The 21,804-nt window shown below is 70.6% G+C and carries 18 protein-coding genes, 1 tRNA gene, 1 pseudogene and 1 riboswitch; of the genes and pseudogenes, 5 read left to right on the forward strand and 15 right to left on the reverse strand.

Annotation, left to right across the window (positions count from 1 at the left end; translation table 11 throughout):
* Window positions 1-13: 13 nt before the first annotated feature.
* From DY218_RS04605 to DY218_RS04615, 3 genes are all read right to left on the reverse strand, one after another.
* The gene (locus tag DY218_RS04605; protein ID WP_199566629.1) at window positions 14-700 is read right to left on the reverse strand and encodes a hypothetical protein; all 687 of its coding nucleotides are present in this window, start codon (window positions 698-700) and stop codon (window positions 14-16) included.
* Between the two features lie 173 nt (window positions 701-873).
* Window positions 874-1,164 carry a hypothetical protein gene (locus DY218_RS04610; protein WP_128554613.1) on the reverse strand — a complete coding sequence of 97 codons (291 nt, stop codon included), beginning with the start codon at window positions 1,162-1,164 and terminating at the stop codon, window positions 874-876.
* 189 nt (window positions 1,165-1,353) lie between these two features.
* A complete protein-coding gene (locus DY218_RS04615) occupies window positions 1,354-2,835 on the reverse strand; it encodes an MFS transporter (protein WP_199566630.1) in 1,482 nt (493 codons plus the stop codon).
* A 108-nt stretch (window positions 2,836-2,943) separates the two neighbouring features.
* On the opposite strand from DY218_RS04615, the gene DY218_RS04620 reads away from it, so the two are divergent.
* On the forward strand, window positions 2,944-3,813 hold the full coding sequence (locus DY218_RS04620; RefSeq protein WP_128554614.1) for a helix-turn-helix transcriptional regulator: 870 nt from the start codon (window positions 2,944-2,946) through the stop codon (window positions 3,811-3,813).
* A 27-nt stretch (window positions 3,814-3,840) separates the two neighbouring features.
* Window positions 3,841-3,978, forward strand: coding sequence for a hypothetical protein (locus DY218_RS34120; protein WP_158573974.1), 138 nt, complete (start codon window positions 3,841-3,843; stop codon window positions 3,976-3,978).
* A gap of 125 nt (window positions 3,979-4,103) precedes the next feature.
* Here the strand turns inward: DY218_RS34120 and DY218_RS04625 are convergent.
* Window positions 4,104-4,186: transfer RNA gene (locus DY218_RS04625), tRNA-Leu, on the reverse strand.
* Between the two features lie 363 nt (window positions 4,187-4,549).
* On the opposite strand from DY218_RS04625, the gene DY218_RS04630 reads away from it, so the two are divergent.
* Together DY218_RS04630 and DY218_RS04635 are read left to right on the forward strand one after the other, a co-directional pair.
* Window positions 4,550-5,365, forward strand: a complete 816-nt coding sequence (locus tag DY218_RS04630; RefSeq protein ID WP_407703551.1) for an ABC transporter ATP-binding protein — start codon at window positions 4,550-4,552, stop codon at window positions 5,363-5,365.
* A gap of 51 nt (window positions 5,366-5,416) precedes the next feature.
* Complete coding sequence (locus tag DY218_RS04635; RefSeq protein WP_128554616.1) at window positions 5,417-7,951, forward strand: ABC transporter permease; 2,535 nt, start codon at window positions 5,417-5,419, stop codon at window positions 7,949-7,951.
* An 88-nt stretch (window positions 7,952-8,039) separates the two neighbouring features.
* On the opposite strand, the gene DY218_RS04640 is transcribed toward DY218_RS04635, so the two are convergent.
* The 10 genes from DY218_RS04640 to DY218_RS04685 form a co-directional block, all read right to left on the reverse strand.
* Entirely contained in the window at window positions 8,040-9,356 is a 1,317-nt protein-coding gene (locus DY218_RS04640) for an SAM-dependent methyltransferase (RefSeq protein WP_128554617.1), read from the reverse strand.
* A gap of 281 nt (window positions 9,357-9,637) precedes the next feature.
* Window positions 9,638-11,077: an NAD(P)/FAD-dependent oxidoreductase gene (locus DY218_RS04645; RefSeq protein WP_128554618.1), complete on the reverse strand. Its 1,440-nt coding sequence runs from the start codon at window positions 11,075-11,077 to the stop codon at window positions 9,638-9,640.
* Between the two features lie 398 nt (window positions 11,078-11,475).
* Window positions 11,476-12,429 carry a Ppx/GppA phosphatase family protein gene (locus tag DY218_RS04650; protein WP_128554619.1) on the reverse strand — a complete coding sequence of 318 codons (954 nt, stop codon included), beginning with the start codon at window positions 12,427-12,429 and terminating at the stop codon, window positions 11,476-11,478.
* Between the two features lie 131 nt (window positions 12,430-12,560).
* Window positions 12,561-13,073 carry a DUF501 domain-containing protein gene (locus DY218_RS04655; RefSeq protein WP_128554620.1) on the reverse strand — a complete coding sequence of 171 codons (513 nt, stop codon included), beginning with the start codon at window positions 13,071-13,073 and terminating at the stop codon, window positions 12,561-12,563.
* Window positions 13,074-13,158: 85 nt separating this feature from the next.
* Entirely contained in the window at window positions 13,159-13,647 is a 489-nt protein-coding gene (locus DY218_RS04660; protein WP_128554621.1) for an FtsB family cell division protein, read from the reverse strand.
* Between the two features lie 127 nt (window positions 13,648-13,774).
* Window positions 13,775-15,055: a phosphopyruvate hydratase gene (eno, locus tag DY218_RS04665; protein WP_128554622.1), complete on the reverse strand. Its 1,281-nt coding sequence runs from the start codon at window positions 15,053-15,055 to the stop codon at window positions 13,775-13,777.
* Window positions 15,056-15,477: 422 nt separating this feature from the next.
* Window positions 15,478-16,161: a LysM peptidoglycan-binding domain-containing protein gene (locus DY218_RS04670; protein ID WP_128554623.1), complete on the reverse strand. Its 684-nt coding sequence runs from the start codon at window positions 16,159-16,161 to the stop codon at window positions 15,478-15,480.
* A 4-nt stretch (window positions 16,162-16,165) separates the two neighbouring features.
* A riboswitch (cyclic di-AMP (ydaO/yuaA leader) is annotated at window positions 16,166-16,350 on the reverse strand.
* 191 nt (window positions 16,351-16,541) lie between these two features.
* Window positions 16,542-17,711, reverse strand: coding sequence for a transglycosylase family protein (locus DY218_RS04675; protein WP_128554624.1), 1,170 nt, complete (start codon window positions 17,709-17,711; stop codon window positions 16,542-16,544).
* 120 nt (window positions 17,712-17,831) lie between these two features.
* Window positions 17,832-19,220: a cytochrome P450 family protein gene (locus DY218_RS04680; RefSeq protein WP_128554625.1), complete on the reverse strand. Its 1,389-nt coding sequence runs from the start codon at window positions 19,218-19,220 to the stop codon at window positions 17,832-17,834.
* Window positions 19,217-20,179 (reverse strand): nucleoside triphosphate pyrophosphohydrolase, encoded by a 963-nt coding sequence (locus DY218_RS04685; RefSeq protein WP_128554626.1) that lies wholly within the window; start codon window positions 20,177-20,179, stop codon window positions 19,217-19,219. The genes DY218_RS04680 and DY218_RS04685 overlap by 4 nt, the downstream gene beginning before the upstream one ends.
* Before the next feature lie 426 nt (window positions 20,180-20,605).
* Between DY218_RS04685 and DY218_RS04690 the strand changes: the two are divergent.
* Window positions 20,606-20,835: pseudogene (locus DY218_RS04690) on the forward strand (hypothetical protein); the annotation flags it as partial.
* Window positions 20,836-21,038: 203 nt separating this feature from the next.
* Here the strand turns inward: DY218_RS04690 and DY218_RS04695 are convergent.
* Window positions 21,039-21,695, reverse strand: a complete 657-nt coding sequence (locus DY218_RS04695) for a SurA N-terminal domain-containing protein (RefSeq protein ID WP_128554627.1) — start codon at window positions 21,693-21,695, stop codon at window positions 21,039-21,041.
* Window positions 21,696-21,804: the final 109 nt, after the last annotated feature.

A 21,804-nucleotide genomic window follows, 5' to 3' on the forward strand; every position in this document is an offset into this window, starting at 1 on the left:
CCGGCGACCAGCCCTACCACCGCGGCTCGCCGTACCAGCGCCAGCTCGTACGGCGCGGGTGGCCGGGCAGCTCCGTGCGCCCCGTCGCCCACAGGAGCGTGGTCCACGGGTCGGCGGCGTCCGTCGGCGCATCCGGGAAGAGCCGGGCGAGCGTACGGGCGCAGGGGCCGGCCGGCGGGTCCCAGTCGAGACCGAGGCCTTCCGCCAGGTCGTGGGTGTGCACCAGGGTCTCGACGATCCCCATCGCCGCGAAACCCTCCGGGTCCGAGACGCCGAAGACGTGGTGGGCCCGGGTGTCGGGGGACGCCGTGCGCACCATGGCGACGAGCAGCGCCCCGCAGGCCTCCAGCACCTGCAGCAGGCCGGCCGGCCCGGCGGCGCGGTCGGCGTGCACGGAGTTGGCCGGCCCGCCGGGCCGCAGGCTCTGCCACATGAAGGGCACATCGCGGTCCAACGGCGGTTTCCTGGGCCCGAGTTGCACGGCGTACGCGAACAGGTCGTCGGCGAGGTGCTCGGCGGTCTCCCAGCAGTCCCACTCGAGCGAACCGGCCTTGCCGTCCCAGGCCTCCACGGGTGCCGCCCGCAGTGCTTCGACCGCCGACCGCACGGCCCGGCCGAGGTCGTCGGCGGTCACGGGGCCGTCGAAGGCCCCGGACGGTGCCGGCGCCCCGGATGCGCTCTCACGCGATGGTCGAGACATGGCACGACCCTAACTCCGGGGCGGCGTACGCCAACTCCGGGGCCACGTAGGCCCCGACGGACGAGGGCTCCATCGACGACGCCCCCGCCGCATCACTGCGACAGGGGCGGACGCCAGTCCTGCAGGACTCACGAGTACAGGACTCACGAGTACAGGCCTCAAGAGCACAGGACTCACGAATAGTCGACGTCCAGGAAGATCACGACGCCCCAGTTCACACACCTGTACTTGTGCCAGTCACCGTTCTTGAGGCCCTGCTTGCCCCGGACGTGGCAGGCCAGCAGTCCGGCCGGACCCCCGGGATAGGTGTCCCAGTGAATCCAGCCCTGCGTGCCGACGTCGCCACGTGTGCTCGACTGCTGGGCCTCGGCCGCCGGCGCGGCGGTCTGCTCGGCCGCCGCAGCGGCCCCTGTCCCCAGCACGAGCCCACCGACCGCCACCAGTGCGGCCACTGCCGTGCGCATGCCCATCCGTGCCATGTCCCATCAACCCCCGTGTCGGCTGTCGAAGCTCCGACGGCATCTGCCGCCGCTCACGACGGTGCCCCGGGCGGCGAGGCCCACTCGACCTCATTCGAGCGCGCCCGAAAGACGAACCACGCCTTCCCCATGACGGCGCACCCCGACGTACGGCTCAGGGTGCCGACGTACGGCTCAGGATGCCGACGTACGCCGCGGCAGAGCGCGGGCGCTGAGGGCGAAGGCGATCGCGAAGGCCGCCTGCACGACCATGCAGACCGCGAGGGCCGTCGTGTACGCCTGGCCGTCCGGTGCCGAGGTGGTGCCCAGCATGGTGCCGAGGAGACCGCCGGCCACCGCCACGCCGAGCCCCATCGCGGCTTGCTGGGTGGTGTTGAGCACCCCGGAGGCCGCACCCGCGGAGGCGGGCGGCACGTCGGCGATCATCGCCCCGACCAGAGGGCCGAACATCAGCGCCTGCCCCGTACCGACGCCGACCAGCAAGACGGCCAGGGACCAGGAGTCGAGGTCGTCGCCCTGGGCGAGCACCGAGGCCGCGGTGATCGCGAGCAGCAGCGCCTGCACCGCTCCGCCGATCGTCAGGAGCCGTCGGAAGCCGAAGCGGGGAGCGAGCTTCCCCGACCGGATCGACACGAGGAAGAAGCACGAGGCGTACGGCAGCAGCACCAGTGCGGCGTGCATCGGTGACCATCCGAGGCCGGTCTGCACGGACAGCGCGTACAGGAAGGTGAAGGCGCCGAACGACGACTGGAGCATCAGCGCCATCCCCAGACCGATCGCGTACGACCGCAGCCGGAACAGCGGCGGCGGGACCAGTGGCACCCGGTCGAGGCGGTGCAGCCTGAGCTGCCACCACCAGAACGCGGCGAAAAGCCCGGGCGCGCCCGCGAGCAGGACCGAGCACCAGACGGGCCACCCGAGAGCGCCGCCCTGGGACAGCGGGACGAGCAGTGCGAGCAGGGAGAGACCGAGGAGGGCCGTGCCGATCGGGTCCAGCGAGCGGCGGCCGCCGGGTGCACTGGTCCTCGGCATCCAGCGCAGCGCCGCGAGGAAGGCGAGGGCGCCCATCACGACGCTCGCCGCGAAAACGGTGCGCCAGGCGGCGCCGAACAGGGACACGGAGAGCAGCAGACCGCCGAAGACCTGGCCGATCGCCGTCGCGCCACCGGCCGTCGCGCCGAACAGGGCCACGGCGCGGGACCGTTCGCGCCCTTCGGTCGATGCGGTGATGGTCGCCAGGACCTGCGGCACCATCGCCGCCGCGGCGACGCCGGTGAGTGCGCGAGCGGCGATCACGACGGTGATGGTCGGAGCGGCGGCGGCCGCAAGCGAGAACAGGGTGAAGCCGGCCATGCCGTACAGGAAGAGCCGGCGCCGCCCGTACAGATCGCCGAGGCGTCCGCCGATCACCATGGGCACGGCGAAGCCGAGCGAGTAGGCGGACACGACAAGGGACTGCTGAGCCGCCGAGGCGTGCAGCGAGGCGCCGATGTCGGGCACGGCGATGCCGGTGGCGGCGAAGCTCACGACGGAGAGCAGCAGCGCGGACAGGGCGGTCAGGAGCCCGGCCGTGCCGAGGGTGCGGCGCGTGCCGTGCGCGGCCGGCAGGGAGGAAGAGGGATCGAGGTCGCTGCGGGGATCGGATGCTGTGGTCACGCGTCCATCTGACGGCGCTCGCGATACGGGTACCAAGAGCTCGTTTATGGGGGTACTGGGCGAACCCGGCTGTTGGCGATCGCCCCGTACGCCACGCAGGATGGGGCCATGACGGACACCAGGTCGCCCGCCGCCCGCCGTGAGCTGGGTGACTTCCTGCGGTCGCGGCGCGAGCGGCTGAGCCCCGAGAAGGCGGGCCTGCCACCGACCTCGCGCCGCCGGACGCCGGGCCTGCGGCGCGAAGAGGTGGCCGTGCTCGCCGGCGTGGGGGTCACCTGGTACACCTGGCTCGAACAGGGCAGATCGATCAACGTCAGTACGCAGGTCCTGGTGGCCGTCGGCCGAGCCCTGCAGCTGGACGGCGCCGAGCGGCAGCATCTGCACCGGCTCGCCGGCGTCCGGGCACCGGCCGTCGAGCCGGTCGGGGGCGACCTCGCGCCGGCCGAGACGTTCCAGCCCGTGCTCGACAAGCTCCACCCGTACCCCGCCTGCCTGCAGACACCGCTGTACGACGTGGTGGCGTACAACCGCGCCTACCGTTTCCTCTTCACCGACCTGGACCGGATCCCGCCGGGCGAACGCAACTGCGCCATGCAGTTCTTCACGGATCCCGGCTGGCGCAGCCGCTACGTCGACGACGACATCGTGGCCGCGAGGATGGTGGCGACGATGCGTGCCGTCGTCGCGGCCGATGCGGCGGAGTCGGAGGCCGCGGAATCGAGGGCGGCGGCGATGGTCGGTGAACTGCGGGCGAGATCGGGCGAGTTCGCCCGGCTGTGGAGTCGGCACGACATCCTGCCGCAGCACTACGAGACCAAGCGCCTGAAGAGCCCTCTCGTCGGCCCCCTGCACCTGACGTTCGTCACGACGAACGTCGGCGAGACGGGGAACCGCATGGTCGTCATGACTCCCGTGGACGAGGCCACGTCCGAGCGCCTGACCCGGCTCGCGGCCCTCACCGCACCTAGCGACGACTGACGACTGACGACCAGGGTCAGCCCCCTCATGGAAGAACTCACCCGGCTCGCCGACATCGAGCAAGTCACGGACGTCCACGGCCAGTTGATCTGGGCGGCCGCGCCGCCCTCATGGTCCTCACCGACGACACCCCGGCCATCACCCCGTACGAACGCCTCGGCGTGACCAGGACCCTGTGCGCGGCGGCACACGTACCGGGTGGATGAGGGCGGGGAAGCACTGCGCCGAGCGGACCCGCAGGGCATCGGAATCGGATCATCCGTGCAGGTCGGCCCGTATGAAGCGGGATGTGCCCGGAACCGGACTCGAACCGGTACGCCCCCGAGGGGCAGCGAGGTTTAAGCTCGCCGTGTCTGCATTCCACCATCCGGGCTGGTCCAGGTCCCGCATCCCCTGTCAGCGATCGTCCGAGCCTATCCGGACAGATCCCCCGAACAGTCGAGCATCAGTCCGATGTTGTCTTATTTTATTGACGTCTGAGGGGGTGTCAGCAGCCAGGGGGGATCATCGGCACATGCCGGGAGCCTGTTGCCCGGTGACCGGACATCGTCGAGAAATGACGCGATTGCATCGGCCCCGGGAACGTACGGACCGTGGGAGCGCAGCCGCCGCGGTCCGGCCGACGTCTCAGGGTGGGCGTCATCCCCAGGTATGACGAACGGGCTCGGGGTCCGTCTGAAGAGGCGGTCGCAAACGGCATCTGCGGTTGACCCCCGGCCGCGATCCGGCGGAGACGATGGAACGGTCCGCTACACCCGTCACGCCGACAGGAGCATGGCCCGTGACCACCACCCCGCTCGTCCACCAGGCGACAGCCGTTGCCGCCCGCGCCACGGAGCTGACCAAGGTCTACGGTCAGGGCGAGACCCAGGTGGTCGCCCTGGACCGCGTGACGGTCGACTTCCGGCAGGCCGAGTTCACCGCGATCATGGGACCCTCCGGGTCCGGCAAGTCGACCCTGATGCACTGCGTCGCCGGTCTCGACTCGTTCAGCAGCGGTTCCGTACGGATCGGGGACACCGAGCTCGGTTCGCTCAAGGACAAGAAGCTCACCCAGCTGCGCCGCGACAAGATCGGCTTCATCTTCCAGGCGTTCAACCTGCTGCCCACGCTCAGCGCGCTCGAGAACATCACGCTGCCGATGGACATCGCGGGCCGCAAGCCCGACAGGCAATGGCTGGACACGGTCATCAACATGATCGGCCTCTCCGACCGGCTCAAGCACCGCCCAAGCCAGCTCTCCGGCGGCCAGCAGCAGCGGGTCGCGGTGGCGCGTGCGCTGGCCTCCAAGCCGGACATCATCTTCGGTGACGAGCCGACCGGAAACCTCGACTCCCGCTCCGGCGCGGAGGTGCTCGGTTTCCTGCGCAACTCGGTGCGCGAGCTCGGCCAGACCGTCGTCATGGTCACCCACGACCCGGTGGCCGCCGCGTACGCGGACCGGGTCGTCTTCCTCGCCGACGGCCGGATCGTGGACGAGCTGACGGCGCCGACCGCCGACACGGTCCTCGACCGTATGAAGCGCTTCGACGCCAAGGGCCGCGTGAGCTGACCGCTCCGCCCGCCGCCTCGCCCCACCGACTCCCGGACTCCTGGACTCCTCATGTTCCGTACCGCCTTGCGCAACGTCCTCGCGCACAAGGCCAGACTGCTGATGACCGTGCTCGCCGTGATGCTCGGCGTGGCGTTCGTCGCCGGCACCCTGGTCTTCACCAGCACCATCTCCGACGCCTTCCAGAAGAGCTCCGCCAAGGGGCTCGAGCACGTCGACGTCGCCATCGACCCGACGACGCCGGACGACGGGTCCGAGACCCCCGGCAGCGCACCCGATCTCACCCAGAAGCTCCTCGACCGGGTCACGGACGTGCCCGGCGCCGCGGCCGCGACCGGTGACGCCTCCGGCTTCGCGGCGATCGCGGACAAGAAGGGCAAGCTCGTCGGCGACGGCTGGTCCACCAGGGGCGCCAACTACTACCCGGGCAAGGACGGCAAGGACCCGCGCTACCCGATGCGGGACGGCCGGGCGCCGGCCAAGAAGTCCGAGATCGCGCTCGACGCCAAGACCGCCGAGCGCGCCGGGTTCAAGGTCGGCGACACCGTACGGATGTCGGTGAACGGCCCGGTGCTCGAGCAGAAGCTCACCGGCATCTTCACCACCGACGACGGCAACGTCGCGGCGGGCGGCAGCATCGCGCTGTTCGACACCAGGACCGCGCAGGGCCTGTACACGAAGCCCGGCCGGTTCAGCCAGATCGCCGTCACCGCGGCGGACGGCACCTCGCAGACCGCGCTCAAGGCCGAGATCGAGAAGGTCCTGCCGAAGGACGCCGAGGCGACGACGGGCAAGACGCTCGCCGACGACGAGGCGAAGTCGATCGCCAACCAGATGAGCGGCATGCAGACCGGTCTGCTCGCGTTCGCCGGCATCTCGCTGTTCGTCGGCATCTTCATCATCGCCAACACCTTCACCATGCTGGTCGCCCAGCGCACCAAGGAGCTGGCCCTGATGCGCGCGGTCGGCGCGAGCCGCCGGCAGGTGACGCGGTCGGTGCTCATCGAGGCGTTCGTGGTCGGTGCGGTCGCGGCCGTGACCGGGCTCGCGGCCGGTATCGGCATCGGCGCCGGGCTGCGCTCCCTGATGGGCTCGTTCGGCGGGACCGTGCCGGACGGTCCGCTGGTCGTCTCGCCGGGTACGGTCGTCGCCGCCCTGGTCGTCGGCATCGTCGTGACCATGTTCGCGGCCTGGCTGCCGGGCCGCCGCGCGGCGAAGATCCCGCCGGTCGCGGCGATGAGCAGCGTGCACGCGGTCGCCACCACCAAGTCCCTCGTCCTGCGCAACACCATCGGTGCGCTCTTCGCCGGGTCCGGTGCCGCCGCGGTGATCGCGGGCACCACGATGGGCTCGGACGGCAAGCTCCCGATGGGCGCCGGTGCCGCACTGCTCCTGATCGGCGTCTTCGTCCTCACCCCGCTGCTCTCGCGGCCGATCATCGCCGCCGCGGCCCCGCTGCTTCGGGTGTTCGGGATCTCCGGCAAGCTCGCCCGGCAGAACTCGGTGCGCAACCCGCGCCGTACGGCCGCTACCGCGTCCGCCCTGATGATCGGCCTGACCCTGATCACCGGCATGACCGTGATCGCGGGCAGTGTGCAGCAGGGCATCGACAAGATGGCGACGGACTCCCTGAAGGCGGACTACGTCGTCAGCATGGCGAACTTCACGCCGCTGTCACCCGACGTGGAGAAGACGCTCACCGAGGCCGACGGCGTGGTCGCCACCAGCCCGATGCGCAACTCCCCCTCGGAGATCGGCGACTCCACCGAGTACCTGACCGGTGTCGACCCGAAGACCATCGGTGAGCTCGCCGAACTGCCCTTCAAGAAGGGCTCCTTCGAGGCGCTCTCCGGATCCGGTGTCGTCGTCGACAAGGCGACCGCCGACCGGGAGGGCTGGCACGTCGGCTCCCCGTTCACCGTCACCTACGAGGACGGCCGCAAGGGGCAGCTGAAGGTCGGCGGTGTGTACGAGGGCAACGAGATGATCCGCGGCATCCTCGTGGACAAGGACACGCTCGCCCCGCACCAGTCCGAGATCACCGACATGCAGGTGATGGTGAAGACGAAGGACGGCGCGAGCCAGTCGGTCAAGGACGCCCTGGAGAAGGAGCTGGGCAACAACCCGGCGGTCCTCGTCGAGGACAAGAAGGACGTCTCGGAGGCCATCGCGCAGATGTTCACGCTGATGCTGAACATGCTGTACGGCCTGCTCGCCATGGCGGTGATCGTGGCGGTCCTCGGCGTGATCAACACCCTGGCGATGTCGGTCTTCGAGCGGTCCCAGGAGATCGGGATGCTGCGTGCCATCGGCCTCGACCGGCGCGGCATCAAGCGCATGGTCCGCATCGAGTCCCTGGTGATCTCGCTGTTCGGCGGCCTGCTCGGGATCGGTCTCGGGGTGTTCCTCGGCTGGGCGGCGGGCGAGCTGATCGGCACGTCCCTGTCCACGTACGAACTGGTCCTGCCCTGGGGCCGGATGGGTGTGTTCCTGGCGCTCGCCGCCGTGGTCGGCATCCTGGCCGCCCTGTGGCCGGCCCGCCGGGCGGCCCGCCTGAACATGCTGGCGGCGATCAAGGCGGAGTGATCCTCCGGCAGCAACCGCGGGGCCCCGGACGGCAGTTGCGTCCGGGGCCCCGCGCGTATGCACACGCCTGCCGCGGTACGGGACCGGCTCAGCGCCAGTCGCGCGTATGCAGCGGCAGCCCCGAGTCTCCGGAGTCGGGGGTGCGTACGGCGAGCACCTGGTTGACGCCGATCCGGTTGCGCTCGAAGGACAGCGCGGACGCGGCCATGTAGAGCCGCCAGACCCTGGCCCGGCCGGGGCTGCTCAGGCGTACGGCCTCGGGCCAGTCGGCCTCCAGATTGGCCACCCAGCGCCGCAGGGTCAGCGCGTAGTGTTCCCGGATCGACTCGACGTCCCGGACCTCGAAGCCGGCGTCCTCCAGGAGCGAGACGGTGCGGCCGAGCGGGGCCAGCTCGCCGTCGGGGAAGACGTAGGCGTCGATGAAGTCGTCGATCTCGTAGGCCGATTCGTCCTCCTGGGGGCGGCGGGCGATCTGGTGGTTCAGGAGCCGGCCGCCGGGCCTGAGGAGGGCGTACAGGTCGCGGGCGTACTCGAGATAGCGCACCGATCCGACGTGCTCGGCCATGCCGATCGAGGAGATCGCGTCGTAGGGACCGTCGCGGACGTCCCGGTAGTCCTGGACGCGGATCTCGATGCGGTCGGTGAGCCCCTCCTCGGCGATCCGCTTGCGGGCGTGCGCGGCCTGCTCGGTGGAGAGGGTGACGCCGACGACGGAGACGCCGTGCTCGCGGGCGGCGTGGATGGCCATCGAGCCCCAGCCGCAGCCCACGTCGAGCAGCCGCCGGCCGGGCTCGAGGGCCAGCTTGCGGCAGACCAGTTCGAGCTTGTCGCGCTGTGCGTCCTCGAGGGTGGCGTCGCTCCCGGAGGGCCAGTAGGCGCAGGAGTAGACCATGGACGGGCCGAGGACCAACGAGTAGAAGTCGTTGCCCACGTCGTAGTGGTGGCTGATCGCGGCGCGGTCGCGGACCTTGGTGTGCAGCGCCCCGGAGCGGCGTCTGACCTCCTCGGCGGGCGGTGGCGGGGGCGGCAGCGGTCCGGCGAGTGCGAGCATCTCGCGGGCGGCGGCCCGTACTGCGGGGTCGCGAGCGAGGTCCAGGCGGGTGCGCGGCGGTACGTCGCTCTCCCAGAGCAGCCCGGCCATCGAGCTGAGCGCCTGGTACAGGTCGCCTTCCACGTCGATCTCGCCGGCGACCCAAGCCCGGGCGAGGCCGAGTTCGCCGGGCTTGAAGAGGATCCGGCGCAGGGCACGGCGGTGGCGTACGACGAGGGTGGGGGCCTCGGGATCGGCCGGGTGCGTCGTGGGCGGGCCGGACTCGCTGCCGTCCCAGGCCTTGATACGTACCGGAAGGGGGGTGGCGAGGAGCTGCTCGGCAAGGGTCCTGAGCCGCGTCGCGACGTCTGGCATGGTGCGTCCTTCCCTGGTGTCGTCCCGGGGCGCCGTGGGTGCCGCACGGAGATCTGCGGGCACCCCCTACACCACGTAAACACCAACGCACCGCCTGCGCAGTCCCGTTGCTCCGTAATGGGAGGGCAAAACATATGTACGGGGCATCTATGTCGGCGCGGACGACCCGCCAGGACTCCCCCGCCCCGCGGACACCACGGGGAGCACGCCGAAGGGGCCGTCCGCACCACGGATGGCGGACGGCCCCTTCGGGGTTCGGCGAGCGGCTCGGGCGGCTCGGTTCAGGAGGCCTTGGCCTTCTGCGCCTCGCCCTTCGACTCGTTCTTCACCTCGGCGGGCTTCTTGTCGCCGGCCTCGGTGGCGGGCGGCGCGGCCACCGGAGCGGGCGCGGGCTTGGCCGCCTCGTAGAACTCCTCGCGCGGCGTCTCCATCGCACCGAGGGAGACGACCTCGCGCTTGAGGAACATGCCGAGGGTCCAGTCGGCGAAGATGCGGATCTTGCGGTTCCAGGTCGGCATCGCCATGCCGTGGTAGCCACGGTGCATGTACCAGGCGAGGCGGCCCTTGAGCTTGATCTTCATCTTGCCCATGACGATCATGGCCACGCCCTTGTGCAGGCCGAGGCCGGCGACCGCGCCCTTGTTCGCGTGGCTGTACTCCTGCTGCGGGAAGCCCCGCATACCGGAGATCACGTTGTCGCCGAGGATCCTGGCCTGCCGCAGCGCGTGCTGGGCGTTCGGCGGGCACCAGGCGTTCTCGTTGCCGGCCTTGCGGCCGACGAGGTCCGGGACCTGGGCGTTGTCGCCCGCGGCCCAGATGTAGTCGGTGCCCTGCACCTGGAGGGTGGCCTGGGTGTCCACGTGGCCGCGCGGGCCGAGCGGGAGGCCGAAGCGCTGCAGCGCCGGGTTCGGCTTGACGCCGGCGGTCCACACGATCGTGTTGGAATCGACCTCGAGGCCGTTCTTCAGGACCACATGGCCGTCGATGCAGGAGTCCATCGAGGTGGAGAGGTAGACCTCCACGCCGCGGCCCTCGAGGTGCTCCTTGCCGTACTGGCCGAGCTTGGGGCCGACCTCGGGGAGGATCTTGTCGGCGGCGTCGACGAGCACGAACCGCATGTCCTCGCGGGACACGTTGGTGTAGTACTTGGCCGCGTCGCGGGCCATGTCCTCGACCTCGCCTATGGTCTCCGCTCCCGCGAAGCCACCGCCGACGAAGACGAAGGTCAGCGCCTTGCGGCGGACCTCCTCGTCGGTCGTGGAGTCGGCCTTGTCCAGCTGCTCGAGGACGTGGTTGCGCAGCCCGATCGACTCCTCGATGCCCTTCATGCCGATGCCCTGCTCGGCGAGGCCGGGGATCGGGAAGGTGCGGGAGATCGCGCCGAGCGCGATGACCAGGTAGTCGAACGGCAGGTCGTACGCCTCGCCGACGAGCGGCGAGATGCGCGCGACCTTGCGGTCCTGGTCGATGGTCGTGACCCGGCCGGTGAGCACCTCGGCCTTCGGCAGAACGCGTCGCAGCGGGACGACGACGTGCCGAGGGGAGATGCTGCCGGCGGCGGCTTCGGGGAGGAAGGGCTGGTACGTCATGTACGAGCGCGGGTCGACGACCGTGACGGTCGCCTCGCCGTAGCGCATCTTCTTCAGAATGCGACGAGCTGCGTACAGGCCTACGTACCCACCGCCTACTACGAGGATCCTGGGACGCTCCGTGGTGCTCATGCCATCGAGTATCCACCCCACCCGAGGGGGTCGCTCGTGAGCCCCTTCACAAGGGTGGGGGTACCCTCTGCTACACTGCGCGGCCCGGGTGACCGACTTCATGGTCCCGCAAGGGAACGATGGGGTGGGTGTGAGCCGTTGAGACCCCCGCTGAGCTGCCACTCCTGAGAGCAGAGCGGGCGGACCGGCCCATCGCTTCACCTTCTGTCGACAGTACGGAAACGTCCCCGAATCACACAGGACACCGCTCCCGGGTCCCCGATTCGGGTCGATCGGACGCGAAGTCCCTCCGTTGGGTCGCTTTTCCTTGTGAAGAACTTCACGAACTTATTTGCGGCACCCCGCCGGAACGCATCATTCCGGGCCGAACGGCGCGCTCAAGCGGGCCGTATCCGCGCTCAGCCGAGCCCTTCGGCGGTCTTCCAGGCGATGCCGTCGAGGATGTCGTGTTCGCTCACCACGACGTCCTCGGCGCCGGTGCGTTCCATGGTCGCCAGGAGTACGAGGGTGCCCGCGGCGATCACGTCGACCCGGCCGGGGTGCATCGCGCCGATCGCCGCGCGCTCGGCGTGCGTGGATTGCACGAGACGGCCGGCGATCTCCTTGACCCGGGCGAACGGCACGCGCGCGTGGTGGATCGCCGCGGGGTCGTACTCCTCGAGTCCGAGCGCGATCGCGGCGACCGTCGTCACCGAACCGGCCAGGCCCACCAGGGTGCGAGCCTCGCGGAGCGGCACGGTCTGCTCGGCCAGGTCGAGTGCGGCCTCGATGTCGGCGCGGATCGCGGCGATCTGCGCGGGCTCCGGCGGGTCGGTGACGGCGCCGTCGCGCACCAGGTGACGTTCCGTCATGCGTACGCAGCCGACGTCCACGGAGCGGGCGGCGCGCACGTGGTCGTCGCCGACGACGAACTCCGTGGAGCCGCCGCCGATGTCCACCACCAGGTAGGGGCGGTGCAGGTCGGTGCGGCCGGTGAGTTCCTTGGTGGCGCCGGTGAAGGAGAGCTCCGCCTCCTCGTCGCCGGTGATGACCTCGGGGTCGACGCCGAGGATCTCGCGTACGCCGTGGACGAAGTCGTCCCTGTTCTCGGCGTCGCGGGAGGCGGAGGTGGCGACGAAGCGGGTGCGCTGGGCGCCGTGCTTCTCGATGATGTCCGCGTACTCGCGGCAGGCCGCGAAGGTGCGGTCCAGGGCGTCTTGGGCCAGACGGCCCGTGCTGTCGACTCCCTGGCCGAGGCGGACGATCTGCATCCTGCGGTCCAGTTCGACGAGTTCACCCGTCGTGGGGTTCACGTCTGCGACGAGGAGGCGGATCGAGTTCGTACCGCAGTCGATGGCTGCGACGCGGGGCATGGTGCTCCTTCAGGTTGTTCGTCCCCGGTCCCACCCCTTCCCGAATCTCCTCAATCGCCGGAGGGGCTCAATTTGAGCCCCTCCGGCGATTGAGGAGATTCGGGAAAGGGTGGGGTGGGGTGACGTCTCGGTCAAGGGGAGACGCAGGGTCCCTTTGCCCACCACTCGGGCAGCATCGCGAGGGCCTCGTCCCCGAGGGGGTTCACCCCCGGTCCCGCGGCGAGGGAGTGGCCGACGAGGACGTGCAGGCACTTCACGCGGTCCGGCATGCCGCCCGCGCTCGGGAAGCCGGTCAGCTCCTCGATCTCGTCGCGCCGCCGGATGTAGTCCTCGTGCGCAGCCCGGTACGCGGCGGCGAGTTCGGGATCCGTGGCCAGCCGCTCGGTCATCTCCTTCATCACGCCGTTCGCCTCCAGCGTGCCGATCGCCGATGCGGCCCGCGGGCAGGTCAGGTAGTACAGCGTGGGGAACGGCGTGCCGTCGGGCAGCCGCGGCGCCGTCTCGACGACATCGGGCTGCCCGCACGGGCAGCGGTGCGCGATGGCGCGCAGCCCGCGCGGCGGCCGGCCGAGCTGCTGCTTGAACGCCTCCACGTCGGCGTCGGTGGGTTCGGTGCGCGGGGTGGACGGCGGAGGGGTTTCCATGAGACTGGCGTGTCTTTCGGTCACTGAGGGAGAAGGGGGAAGCTGGTGTCGGTCCGGGTGGAGGTCGCGGGTTTCGGGTGCGGCGTCAGTCCTGCGTACGGTCCGCGTCGTCGGCCTTGTCGAGGCCGTCGAAGAGGTTGGTCTGCCAGGCGCGGTCCGCGGCACCCGGGTCGCTGCGGAGCGCGGCGGGGGCGCCGGTGCCGGGCACCGTGTAGCCGGTCTCGCCCGGCAGCACCATGTGCAGCCGCTCGCGGGCCTGCCGCTGCACGTACGCCGGGTCCTTCCAGCGGGCCTTGGCGTCACGCAGCCGCTCGGTCTGTGCCCGGGCCTCGGCCAACTCCCGTTCCTGCTGCTGTATGTCGGCGCGCTGCCCCACGTACTCCCTTATCGGGTAGGCGAGCGCGACGATCAGGGAGCAGACGACCAGGGCGAGCAGGGCGGCGCGGCCGGTGAGCCGCGAGCGGCGGGCCTGCCTGCGGGTCTGCGAACGGTAGACGCGGGCCGCGGTCTGCTCGCCGAGCAGGCGGATCCTGGTGGCCGTGGAGAACCTGTCCCGGTTCTTGCCCGCTCCCATGGCTCGCCTCCCCTGTCACCGCGTACGCCGCCCACGCGCGTACGTCCCCGGACACGGTACGGGACCGCGGCCGGGGACGTACGTACGACTTGGCTGTCCGATCAGCCCTCGGACTCAGCCCTGGGACTCAGCCCTTGAAACGCGGGAAGGCGCTGCGACCCGCGTACACCGCCGCGTCGTCGAGGATCTCCTCGATGCGAAGCAGCTGGTTGTACTTGGCGACGCGCTCGGAGCGGGCCGGGGCGCCGGTCTTGATCTGGCCGCAGTTGGTGGCGACGGCGAGGTCGGCGATGGTGACGTCCTCGGTCTCGCCGGAGCGGTGGCTCATCATGCACTTGAAGCCGTTGCGCTGGGCCAGCTCGACGGCGTCCAGGGTCTCGGTGAGCGAGCCGATCTGGTTGACCTTGACGAGCAGGGCGTTCGCGGACTTCTCCTCGATGCCACGGGAGAGGCGCTCCGGGTTGGTGACGAACAGGTCGTCACCCACCAGCTGGACCTTCTCGCCGAGCTTCGCGGTGACGACGTTCCAGCCGGCCCAGTCGTCCTCGAAGAGCGGGTCCTCGATGGAGACGAGCGGGTACGCGTCGACGAGCTCCTCGTAGTACTCGGTCATCTCCGCGGCCGAGCGCTCCTTGCCCTCGAACTGGTACTTGCCGTCCTTGTAGAACTCGGAGGCGGCGACGTCCAGGGCGAGCGCGATCTGCTCGCCGGGGGTGTAACCGGCCTTCTCGATCGCCTCGATGATGAGGTCGAGCGCGGCGCGGTTGGAGTCCAGGTTCGGCGCGAAGCCGCCCTCGTCGCCGAGGCCGGTGGACAGGCCCTTCTCCTTCAGCACCTTCTTGAGGGTGTGGTAGACCTCGGCGCCCCAGCGCAGCGCCTCGGAGAAGGACTCGGCGCCGATCGGCGCGATCATGAACTCCTGGATGTCCACGTTGGAGTCGGCGTGCGAGCCGCCGTTCAGGATGTTCATCATCGGGACGGGCAGCAGGTGCGCGTTCGGGCCGCCGAGGTAGCGGAAGAGCGGCAGGTCGGACGCCTCGGAGGCGGCGTGCGCGACGGCGAGCGAGACACCGAGGATGGCGTTGGCGCCGAGCGAGCCCTTGTTGTCGGTGGCGTCCAGGTCGAACATCGCCTGGTCGATCAGGCGCTGCTCGGTGGCGTCGTAGCCGACGAGCTCCGGGCCGATCTGCTCGATGACGGCCAGGACGGCCTTCTCGACACCCTTGCCCTGGTAGCGGTTGGGGTCACCGTCGCGGAGCTCGACGGCCTCGAAGGCACCCGTCGATGCTCCGGACGGGACGGCAGCACGGCCGGTGCTGCCGTCGTCGAGGCCCACCTCGACCTCGACCGTGGGGTTGCCTCGGGAGTCCAGGATTTCCCGGGCTACGACGACGTCGATGGACGGCACGAGCATCTCCTTCTGGGATGTGACGCTGAGAGTGCGGCTGCGGGGGCGCGGCGGCCCTCGCGGATACGGGGACGCTGTGGCCCCGCGGACATGAGCCTAACCGGCCCGGGGCCTTCGGCCAGCCGACCGCCCGTCCCCTGGGACGAAAAGGACCCCGAAGGCCACTGTTACGGGGCAAAGCGACCCGTTTCCTACCTGTGGGTAACGGGACGGGGGTGCGCGGCGGCGGGCGTTCCGCGGGCAAGGGTGTGCCCCGCCCCGGCGCGTACGGGGGATGCGCGCCGGGACGGGGCAGCCCGGGGAAAACGTGGGGGGATGTGCTCCGTGGGGGCGCCCCGTGAGGGGCGGGAGCGGCCGGTTCGGCTCGTACGGGGCCCGCCGGAGACCCGTACGGACCGAGCCGGCGATCGGTTCGGCTCCGGTCAGCTCAGGTGGAGCTGCTGGCCCGGGAAGATGTAGTCGGCGTCGTCGACGATGTCGTCGTTCAGCTTGAACAGCTTCTTCCAGCCGCCGTCGACGTCGTGCGCCTCGGCGATCTTGGAGAGGGTGTCGCCGGTCTTCACCTTGTACTCGCCGTCGCCCTTCTCGACCTTCTTGCCGGTCGGGGTCTCGACGGTCTTCTCGGCCGGCTTCGGCTCGGCGCGCTCCTGCGAGCGGCTGGCCGCCTGGTCGTCCTGGCGCTCCTGCTGCGGGGCGGACTCCTGCGGCTGCTCGGCGGCGCCGCCCTCGTAGGAGGCGTTGGAGAGGCCGACGCCGCAGCTCGGCCAGGCACCCTTGCCCTGGCCGGCGAGGACCTTCTCGGCGACCGCGATCTGCTGGGACTTGGAGGCCTGGTCGGCCGACGGGGCGTAGGCGGTGCCGCCGTACGCGGCCCAGGTGGACGGCGAGAACTGCAGGCCGCCGGAGTAGCCGTTGCCGGTGTTGATCGACCAGTCGCCGCCGGACTCGCACTGGGCGACCGCGTCCCACTCGGAGGCGGTGGCGGCCTGGGCGCCGGTGGCACCCATCAGCGGGACGGCGACGGCGGCACCGGTCACGCCGGCGATGGTGGCGACGCGGGTGGCCTTGGACGGACGGCGGTGCTTGCCCTTGGAGTTGAACAGCATGGAGTGATCCCCTCACCGACGCCTGCGAGGTGAGCTGTCGGGTTCGGACCAAGTGAGTTGTCCGGTCTCGGGAGGGCTCCGCCCCCTCGCGACTACACCCCAAGCCGGTCCGCCGTCGAGCGAGTGCTCAACGGCCGGGCCCGGCGCAAACCTTGGGTCCCCCGCTCCTGCCTACGGCGCTTTACGCGACGACTGTTCCCTGGGGCCGCCGGCAGGATTCGGCGTGACGGCCATCGGGGCCCGCCAGTGGCGAGCGGTGATGACGTTAGGCACCGAATCGGGGGAAATACAAAGACGATCAGGGCTCATGAGACCCATCTCTCACTTCACTCCAAGCGCCTTTAACTCGGACATTCAGCGCGAACTGCCGCCCGTGCAGGCTACTTTTCGCCCAGATCAAGGCTTTGGCCAGGAAGGATCAGGTCGGGGTCGGATCCGACGACGTCCTTGTTGAGGTCGTAGATCGCGCTCCAACCACCCTCCACATGCTGCCCGTCCGCGATCGCCCAGAGGCTGTCGCCGACGCGCACCGTGTACGAGCCGTCGTCGCCGTCGCGGGACGAGTCGCCGCCGCGCGAGGCGTGCCGGCCCGAGCCGGCACCACGGCCGTCCTCGTCGCCCTCGCGGGCCTCGTCGCCGCGGTGACGGCCCTTGCCGGGCTCGGCGGACTCGGACGGCGAAGGGGTCGCAGTGTCGCCGCCTTCGGGCGAAGGGGTGGCGTTCTGCCCGGAGTTGTCCGGTTCTGTGACCCAGGAGCCGTCGCCGAAGCTGTCCGAAGGCTTACCGCTCGAGCGGTCGTCGGATCCGTCCGAGCCACCGGAGCTGCCCGAATCACCCGAACCATCCGAACTGTCGCCGTTCTTGCCCGGTTCGGCCTTTTCCGAGTCATTTGCCCCTCGGGAGCCCTCGGCGTCCTCGGCACCATCGGTGGCTTCGGTGGCTTCGGGCGAGGCGGACGGGTCCGCCGTGTCCGACGGCTCGCCGGACTCGCCGCTGTCGCCGGTCTCTGAGGCGTCCGGGGTGGCGGAGGGATCCTTCTGCTCACCGGAGGGCTTGGACGCGTCGCCCGACGAGTCCTCGGAACCCTCGGATCCGGACGAGTCGGCGGAGCCCTCCCCCTCACCCGAGGGCTTGGCGGTCTCGCCCGCGCCCGACGAGGAGCCGTCGGACCCGTCCGAGCCGTCGAGGCCGGCTATCGGCGCGCAGGTCGGCCAGGCGGCGGGCCCCTGGTCGGCGAGCACCTGCTCCGCGACGGCGATCTGCTGGGAGCGGCTGGCGAGGTCGGCGCGCGGCGCGTACTCGAGTCCGCCGTAGCTCTCCCAGGTCTCCTGGGTCAGCTGCAGTCCGCCGTAGAAGCCGTTGTCCATGTGCGCGCTCCACAGGCCGCCGCTTTCGCAGGCGGCGAGGCGGTCCCAGGCCGGGGCCTCCTCGGCACTCGCACCGGTGGCGCCGATCAGCGGAATCGCGATGGCCGAACCGGTGACGCCTGCCGCGACCACGAGGGCCGGGGCCTGACGGGGGCGACGGTGACGGCCGTTCCCGGAGAGCATGCAGTTGCCTTTCGCCTGACATCCACGCGACGAGTGAGTCGCGTGACTGGAGAGTCGACCGTGAACGTAGCGGGAGTCGAACGCTTGTCACAAGCCGGTTCAGAGGAGATCACACGAACATCACATTCTTGACGGCACGTCAGAACGCCGGCCGCCCGGCTCGGGCGCGAACTCCACGGGCAGCGTGCGCAGTCCACGCATGATCAGGCCACCCCGCCAGCGCAAATCATCCGGATTCACCGCGAGCCGCAGGTCCGGGAGCCGGCGCAGCAACGTCTCGACTGCCGTACGCCCCTCGAGACGAGCCAGCGGCGCGCCCACGCAGTAGTGGATGCCGTGACCGTAACCGAGGTGCTGATTGTCACGTCGCGTCAGATCCAGTACGTCCGGATCGCGGAACCGCTCCGGGTCCCGATCGGCCGCCGCGAGCACCACGAGGACCGGGTCGCCCGCGGCGATCGACTGCCCGCCGACGGTGAGCGGTTCAGTGGCGAAACGCCAGGTCGCGACCTCCACCGGACCGTCGTAGCGCAGCAGTTCCTCGATTCCCGTGTCGAGCAGCGAGTCGTCGCCGGCCGCGATCGCGGCGGCCAGACGCTCGCGCTCGGCCGGGTGCCGGAGCAGGGCGAGCGTGCCGTTGCCGATCAGATTGACCGTGGTCTCGAAGCCCGCGAAGAGGAGGATGAAGGCCATCGCCGCGGCCTCGTTCTCCGTCAGATGCTCACCGTGGTCCGAGGCGCGGATCAGACCGGACAGCAGATCCTCGTCAGGGGCGGGCACTTCGGGCAGTTCCGCACGCTTGCGGTGAATCAGCTCGGCAAGATATCTGCGCATCTTCTTCACCGAACGGGCCACCCCGCCACGCGGCCCTCCCCCGTGCCGGATCATCATGCCCGCCCAGTCGCGGAAATCGTCCTGATCCTCCCGCGGGACGCCCAGCAGATCGCAGATCGCGTAGATCGGCAGCGGGAACGCGAACTCGTGGATGAGATCCGCCGCCCCCTTCCCCGCGAACCCGTCGATCAGCTCGTCCGTCAACTCCTGCACGCGGGGCGCGAATCGGGCCACACGCCGCGGAGTGAAGGCCTTCGACACCAGACGGCGCAGCCGGGTGTGGTCCGGCGGGTCGATGTTGAGCAGATGCGTCATCAGCTCGGCCTTGCGCTCACCCGGAATGCCGGTCCGGCCCTTCGCATGGTCGGGCTCGTCGTGGTGCGCCGCGTTCTTGGACAGCCGCTGGTCGGCGAGCGCCACCCGGGCGTCCTCGTACCGGGTGACGAGCCACGCCTCCACCCCACTCGGCAGCCGGGTGCGGTGCACCGGCGCATGCTCGCGCAGCCACGCGTACGCGGGATACGGGTCGGTGGCGAACTCCCAGCTGAACAGTGGAGGTCGAGGACCGTCCGAAACCACGTCCGCCCCCGGGCCGCCCGGCGCCCGCGCTTCGTGCCCGGCATGCGGGCAGGCCCCGGAGGGCGACACCGGGGCCGGATCAGGCGCGTCCGTCATGCTCCCGACTCCGCGGCGAGGATCGCGTCACGGTAGGCGCGGCCCGCCGCCCGCAACGCGGACTCCGGATCGACACCCTCCGCCTGGGCGCGTACGGCCATCGCCAGAAGTTCGTAGCCGATGCCCTCGCCCGTCGGCAGCGGGACGTCGAGACCGGCACTCCGCGCGCGCCCCGCGAGCTTCGCGGCGAGCGCCAGACCCGGCTGGCCGAGCGGAATGCCCTCGGTGACCGAATTACGCTGCTTCTCCTCGGCCTTGGTGCGCAGCCAGTGCGCCTTGACGTCCTCGGGAGTCTCGGCGTGCTCGTCGCCGAACACATGCGGATGGCGATGGATCAGCTTCGCCACGATGCCGGCGGCCACATCGTCCACGGAGAACGGCTCCTCGGAGTCCTCCTCCGCGATCCGCGCATGGAACACCACCTGCAGCAGTACGTCGCCGAGTTCCTCACGCAGCTCGACCCGGTCACCGTCCTCGATCGCCTCGACGAGCTCGTACGCCTCCTCGATGCCGTACTTGGCCAAACCCTCGTGGGTCTGCCGCGAGGACCACGGGCAGTCGACGCGGATCCGGTCCATCACCTGCACCAGATCGAGCAGCCGCGCGCCGGGCAGATCGTACGAAGCGGGCAGCAGCTCCAGATCCGGCATCGCGACCCGGCCCGAACCGGCAAGACGGGCAAGACCATCGGTCAACCGGGGCTCGCCCTCCCCGGAGGCCACGACCACCACGGTGCGGCCGCCGGCGGTGGCATCGACGAGCTCCTGCGCCTCAGGCGCCACCTCCTCGACCACGACACCGGCCTCACGCAGATACGGCAGCTGCGGGTGCTGCGGATCCGAGCACACCACCCGCTGGGCACTGTGCAGCACCTGCCACGCGGGCCAGGACAACAGACCCGGTGCGACCCGGTGGCTGGTGGTGAGCAGGACGACACGACCGGCATCTTCAGCGTTCACACCCCGAACCTAACGCGGCCGGGCGCTCGCCGGTGGGGGAGGGGCCTCGAGGGCCCCGGGGGCCCGGGTTCACGGCGGCCACGGGCTTGTGGGGGCCACGGGCTTGTGGGGGCCACGCACATAGAGCCGTCGCGCAGGCGCCTCGGGACGGAACGTCGGTGACGCCGGGACGGCACGTCGCCGGCGCCGGCCGATCACCGTGGAATCAAGATGCAGCGGCGGGCATCGGCCGCGTAGCGAGCCGGACATGTCGAGTCCTGAGTCGGACGAGGAGGGGGCTTTCGGCCACGCCGTCAGCGCCCTGAACCACTGAGCTCAGGGCCCTGCCGCCTGCCGCCCCGAGTGGCGGGACCGGCGTGCGCTCGAGGCCGACCGCGGTGCCGAGACGACCTTCTCGTGCCCCTCCTCACCTCGGAGCCACTCGATATGCCACTCCCGCTGTACCTGCTTGCACTCCCGCTGTACCTGCTTGCCGTGGCGGTCTTCGCCATGGGCACCTCGGAGTTCATGCTCGCCGGCCTCCTTCCGGAACTCGCCTCGGATCTCGACGTCACCGTCGGGACAGCGGGTCACCGTCGGGACAGCGGGCACGCTCACCTCGGCCTTCGCGATCGGCATGATCGTCGGCGCTCCGCTGGTGGCCGCGCTTGCCGCCGTCGGCCCCGCCGTCGCTGCGGCCGCTCTCGGCACCGGAGCGGGGATCCTCGGTCCGCTCTGGGCGAGTGGACTGCTCGTCGCGGTCGCACTGCTCATCGCGTTCCCCCTGCTCGGCGTCATCACTGCCGAACGGACAACCGGGCGGAACACAGTGCGGCCAGGCGAACGCACGGCGGCCGGGTGGCGCCATCCAACCGTGAGGTCAGGCCTTCTGACTGTCCTTGGCGCTGACCTCGCGGAGCCACGGAGTCTTGGCGTCGACACGGCGGCTCTTGGTCACGTCCCAGGAGCCGTAACGCGGATTGAGGTCGACCTTCAGGGCCTTCGAGGCGTCGGAAAGCGCGCCCCAGAACGCCGCCTGCCCCTCCTCCGTCTGCGGCTGAACGCCCAGTGCCGCGTACAGCTTCTGCGCCTCGATCTCCGTACGCAGACTGTCGTCGATCCGGCCGGGCGCGATGCTGTACTGCTGCAACCAGCCCGCCTCGAACGCCTTGCGACCGCCCGACTGCTTCTCGACCTGGTCACGCAGCTCCTGCACCTCGCGGCGGCTGACCCGGACGCCCGCGTCGGCGGCGGCGCGGTGCAGTACGCGGTCGAGCACCATCGACTGCAGGGTGCTGCGGGTGAGGCCGCCGGTCTTCTCGACCGCCTGCGCATAGTCCCCCGACTTCTCGGTGGCCTGCTGCTGCGCCGTCCTGACCTCGCCGACCCGGGACTGCAGTTGCTCGACGGTGATGCGGTCCCCGCCGACCACGGCCGCGGCACCCGGGTGCGCCTCGTTCCCACAGGCGGACAGGAGCGGTGCCGCGACGAGCAGGGCGGCGGAAACGGTGAGCGCGGTGCGACGGCGGCGGTGCAAGGAGGCCTCCCGGCGGCGAGATTGACACCTTCGGCTGCCGCGCTCGACGCCGCGGCCTGGGTGGCGGCCGGGACGACGGACGGGCACAGGTGTTGCGGTGATCGATGTT

The sequence above is a fragment of the Streptomyces triticagri genome, from assembly GCF_003429565.1.
In the GTDB taxonomy this organism is placed as follows: domain Bacteria; phylum Actinomycetota; class Actinomycetes; order Streptomycetales; family Streptomycetaceae; genus Streptomyces; species Streptomyces triticagri.

Coding starts and splice junctions, on each gene's coding strand:
- DY218_RS04605 (WP_199566629.1), bottom strand. CDS start 700: ATGTCTCGACCATCGCGTGAGAGCGCATCCGGGGCGCCGGCACCGTCC.
- DY218_RS04610 (WP_128554613.1), bottom strand. CDS start 1,164: ATGCGCACGGCAGTGGCCGCACTGGTGGCGGTCGGTGGGCTCGTGCTG.
- DY218_RS04620 (WP_128554614.1), top strand. CDS start 2,944: ATGACGGACACCAGGTCGCCCGCCGCCCGCCGTGAGCTGGGTGACTTC.
- DY218_RS34120 (WP_158573974.1), top strand. CDS start 3,841: ATGGAAGAACTCACCCGGCTCGCCGACATCGAGCAAGTCACGGACGTC.
- DY218_RS04630 (WP_407703551.1), top strand. CDS start 4,550: ATGGAACGGTCCGCTACACCCGTCACGCCGACAGGAGCATGGCCCGTG.
- DY218_RS04635 (WP_128554616.1), top strand. CDS start 5,417: ATGTTCCGTACCGCCTTGCGCAACGTCCTCGCGCACAAGGCCAGACTG.
- DY218_RS04640 (WP_128554617.1), bottom strand. CDS start 9,356: ATGCCAGACGTCGCGACGCGGCTCAGGACCCTTGCCGAGCAGCTCCTC.
- DY218_RS04645 (WP_128554618.1), bottom strand. CDS start 11,077: ATGAGCACCACGGAGCGTCCCAGGATCCTCGTAGTAGGCGGTGGGTAC.
- DY218_RS04650 (WP_128554619.1), bottom strand. CDS start 12,429: ATGCCCCGCGTCGCAGCCATCGACTGCGGTACGAACTCGATCCGCCTC.
- DY218_RS04655 (WP_128554620.1), bottom strand. CDS start 13,073: ATGGAAACCCCTCCGCCGTCCACCCCGCGCACCGAACCCACCGACGCC.
- DY218_RS04660 (WP_128554621.1), bottom strand. CDS start 13,647: ATGGGAGCGGGCAAGAACCGGGACAGGTTCTCCACGGCCACCAGGATC.
- DY218_RS04670 (WP_128554623.1), bottom strand. CDS start 16,161: ATGCTGTTCAACTCCAAGGGCAAGCACCGCCGTCCGTCCAAGGCCACC.
- DY218_RS04675 (WP_128554624.1), bottom strand. CDS start 17,711: ATGCTCTCCGGGAACGGCCGTCACCGTCGCCCCCGTCAGGCCCCGGCC.
- DY218_RS04680 (WP_128554625.1), bottom strand. CDS start 19,220: ATGACGGACGCGCCTGATCCGGCCCCGGTGTCGCCCTCCGGGGCCTGC.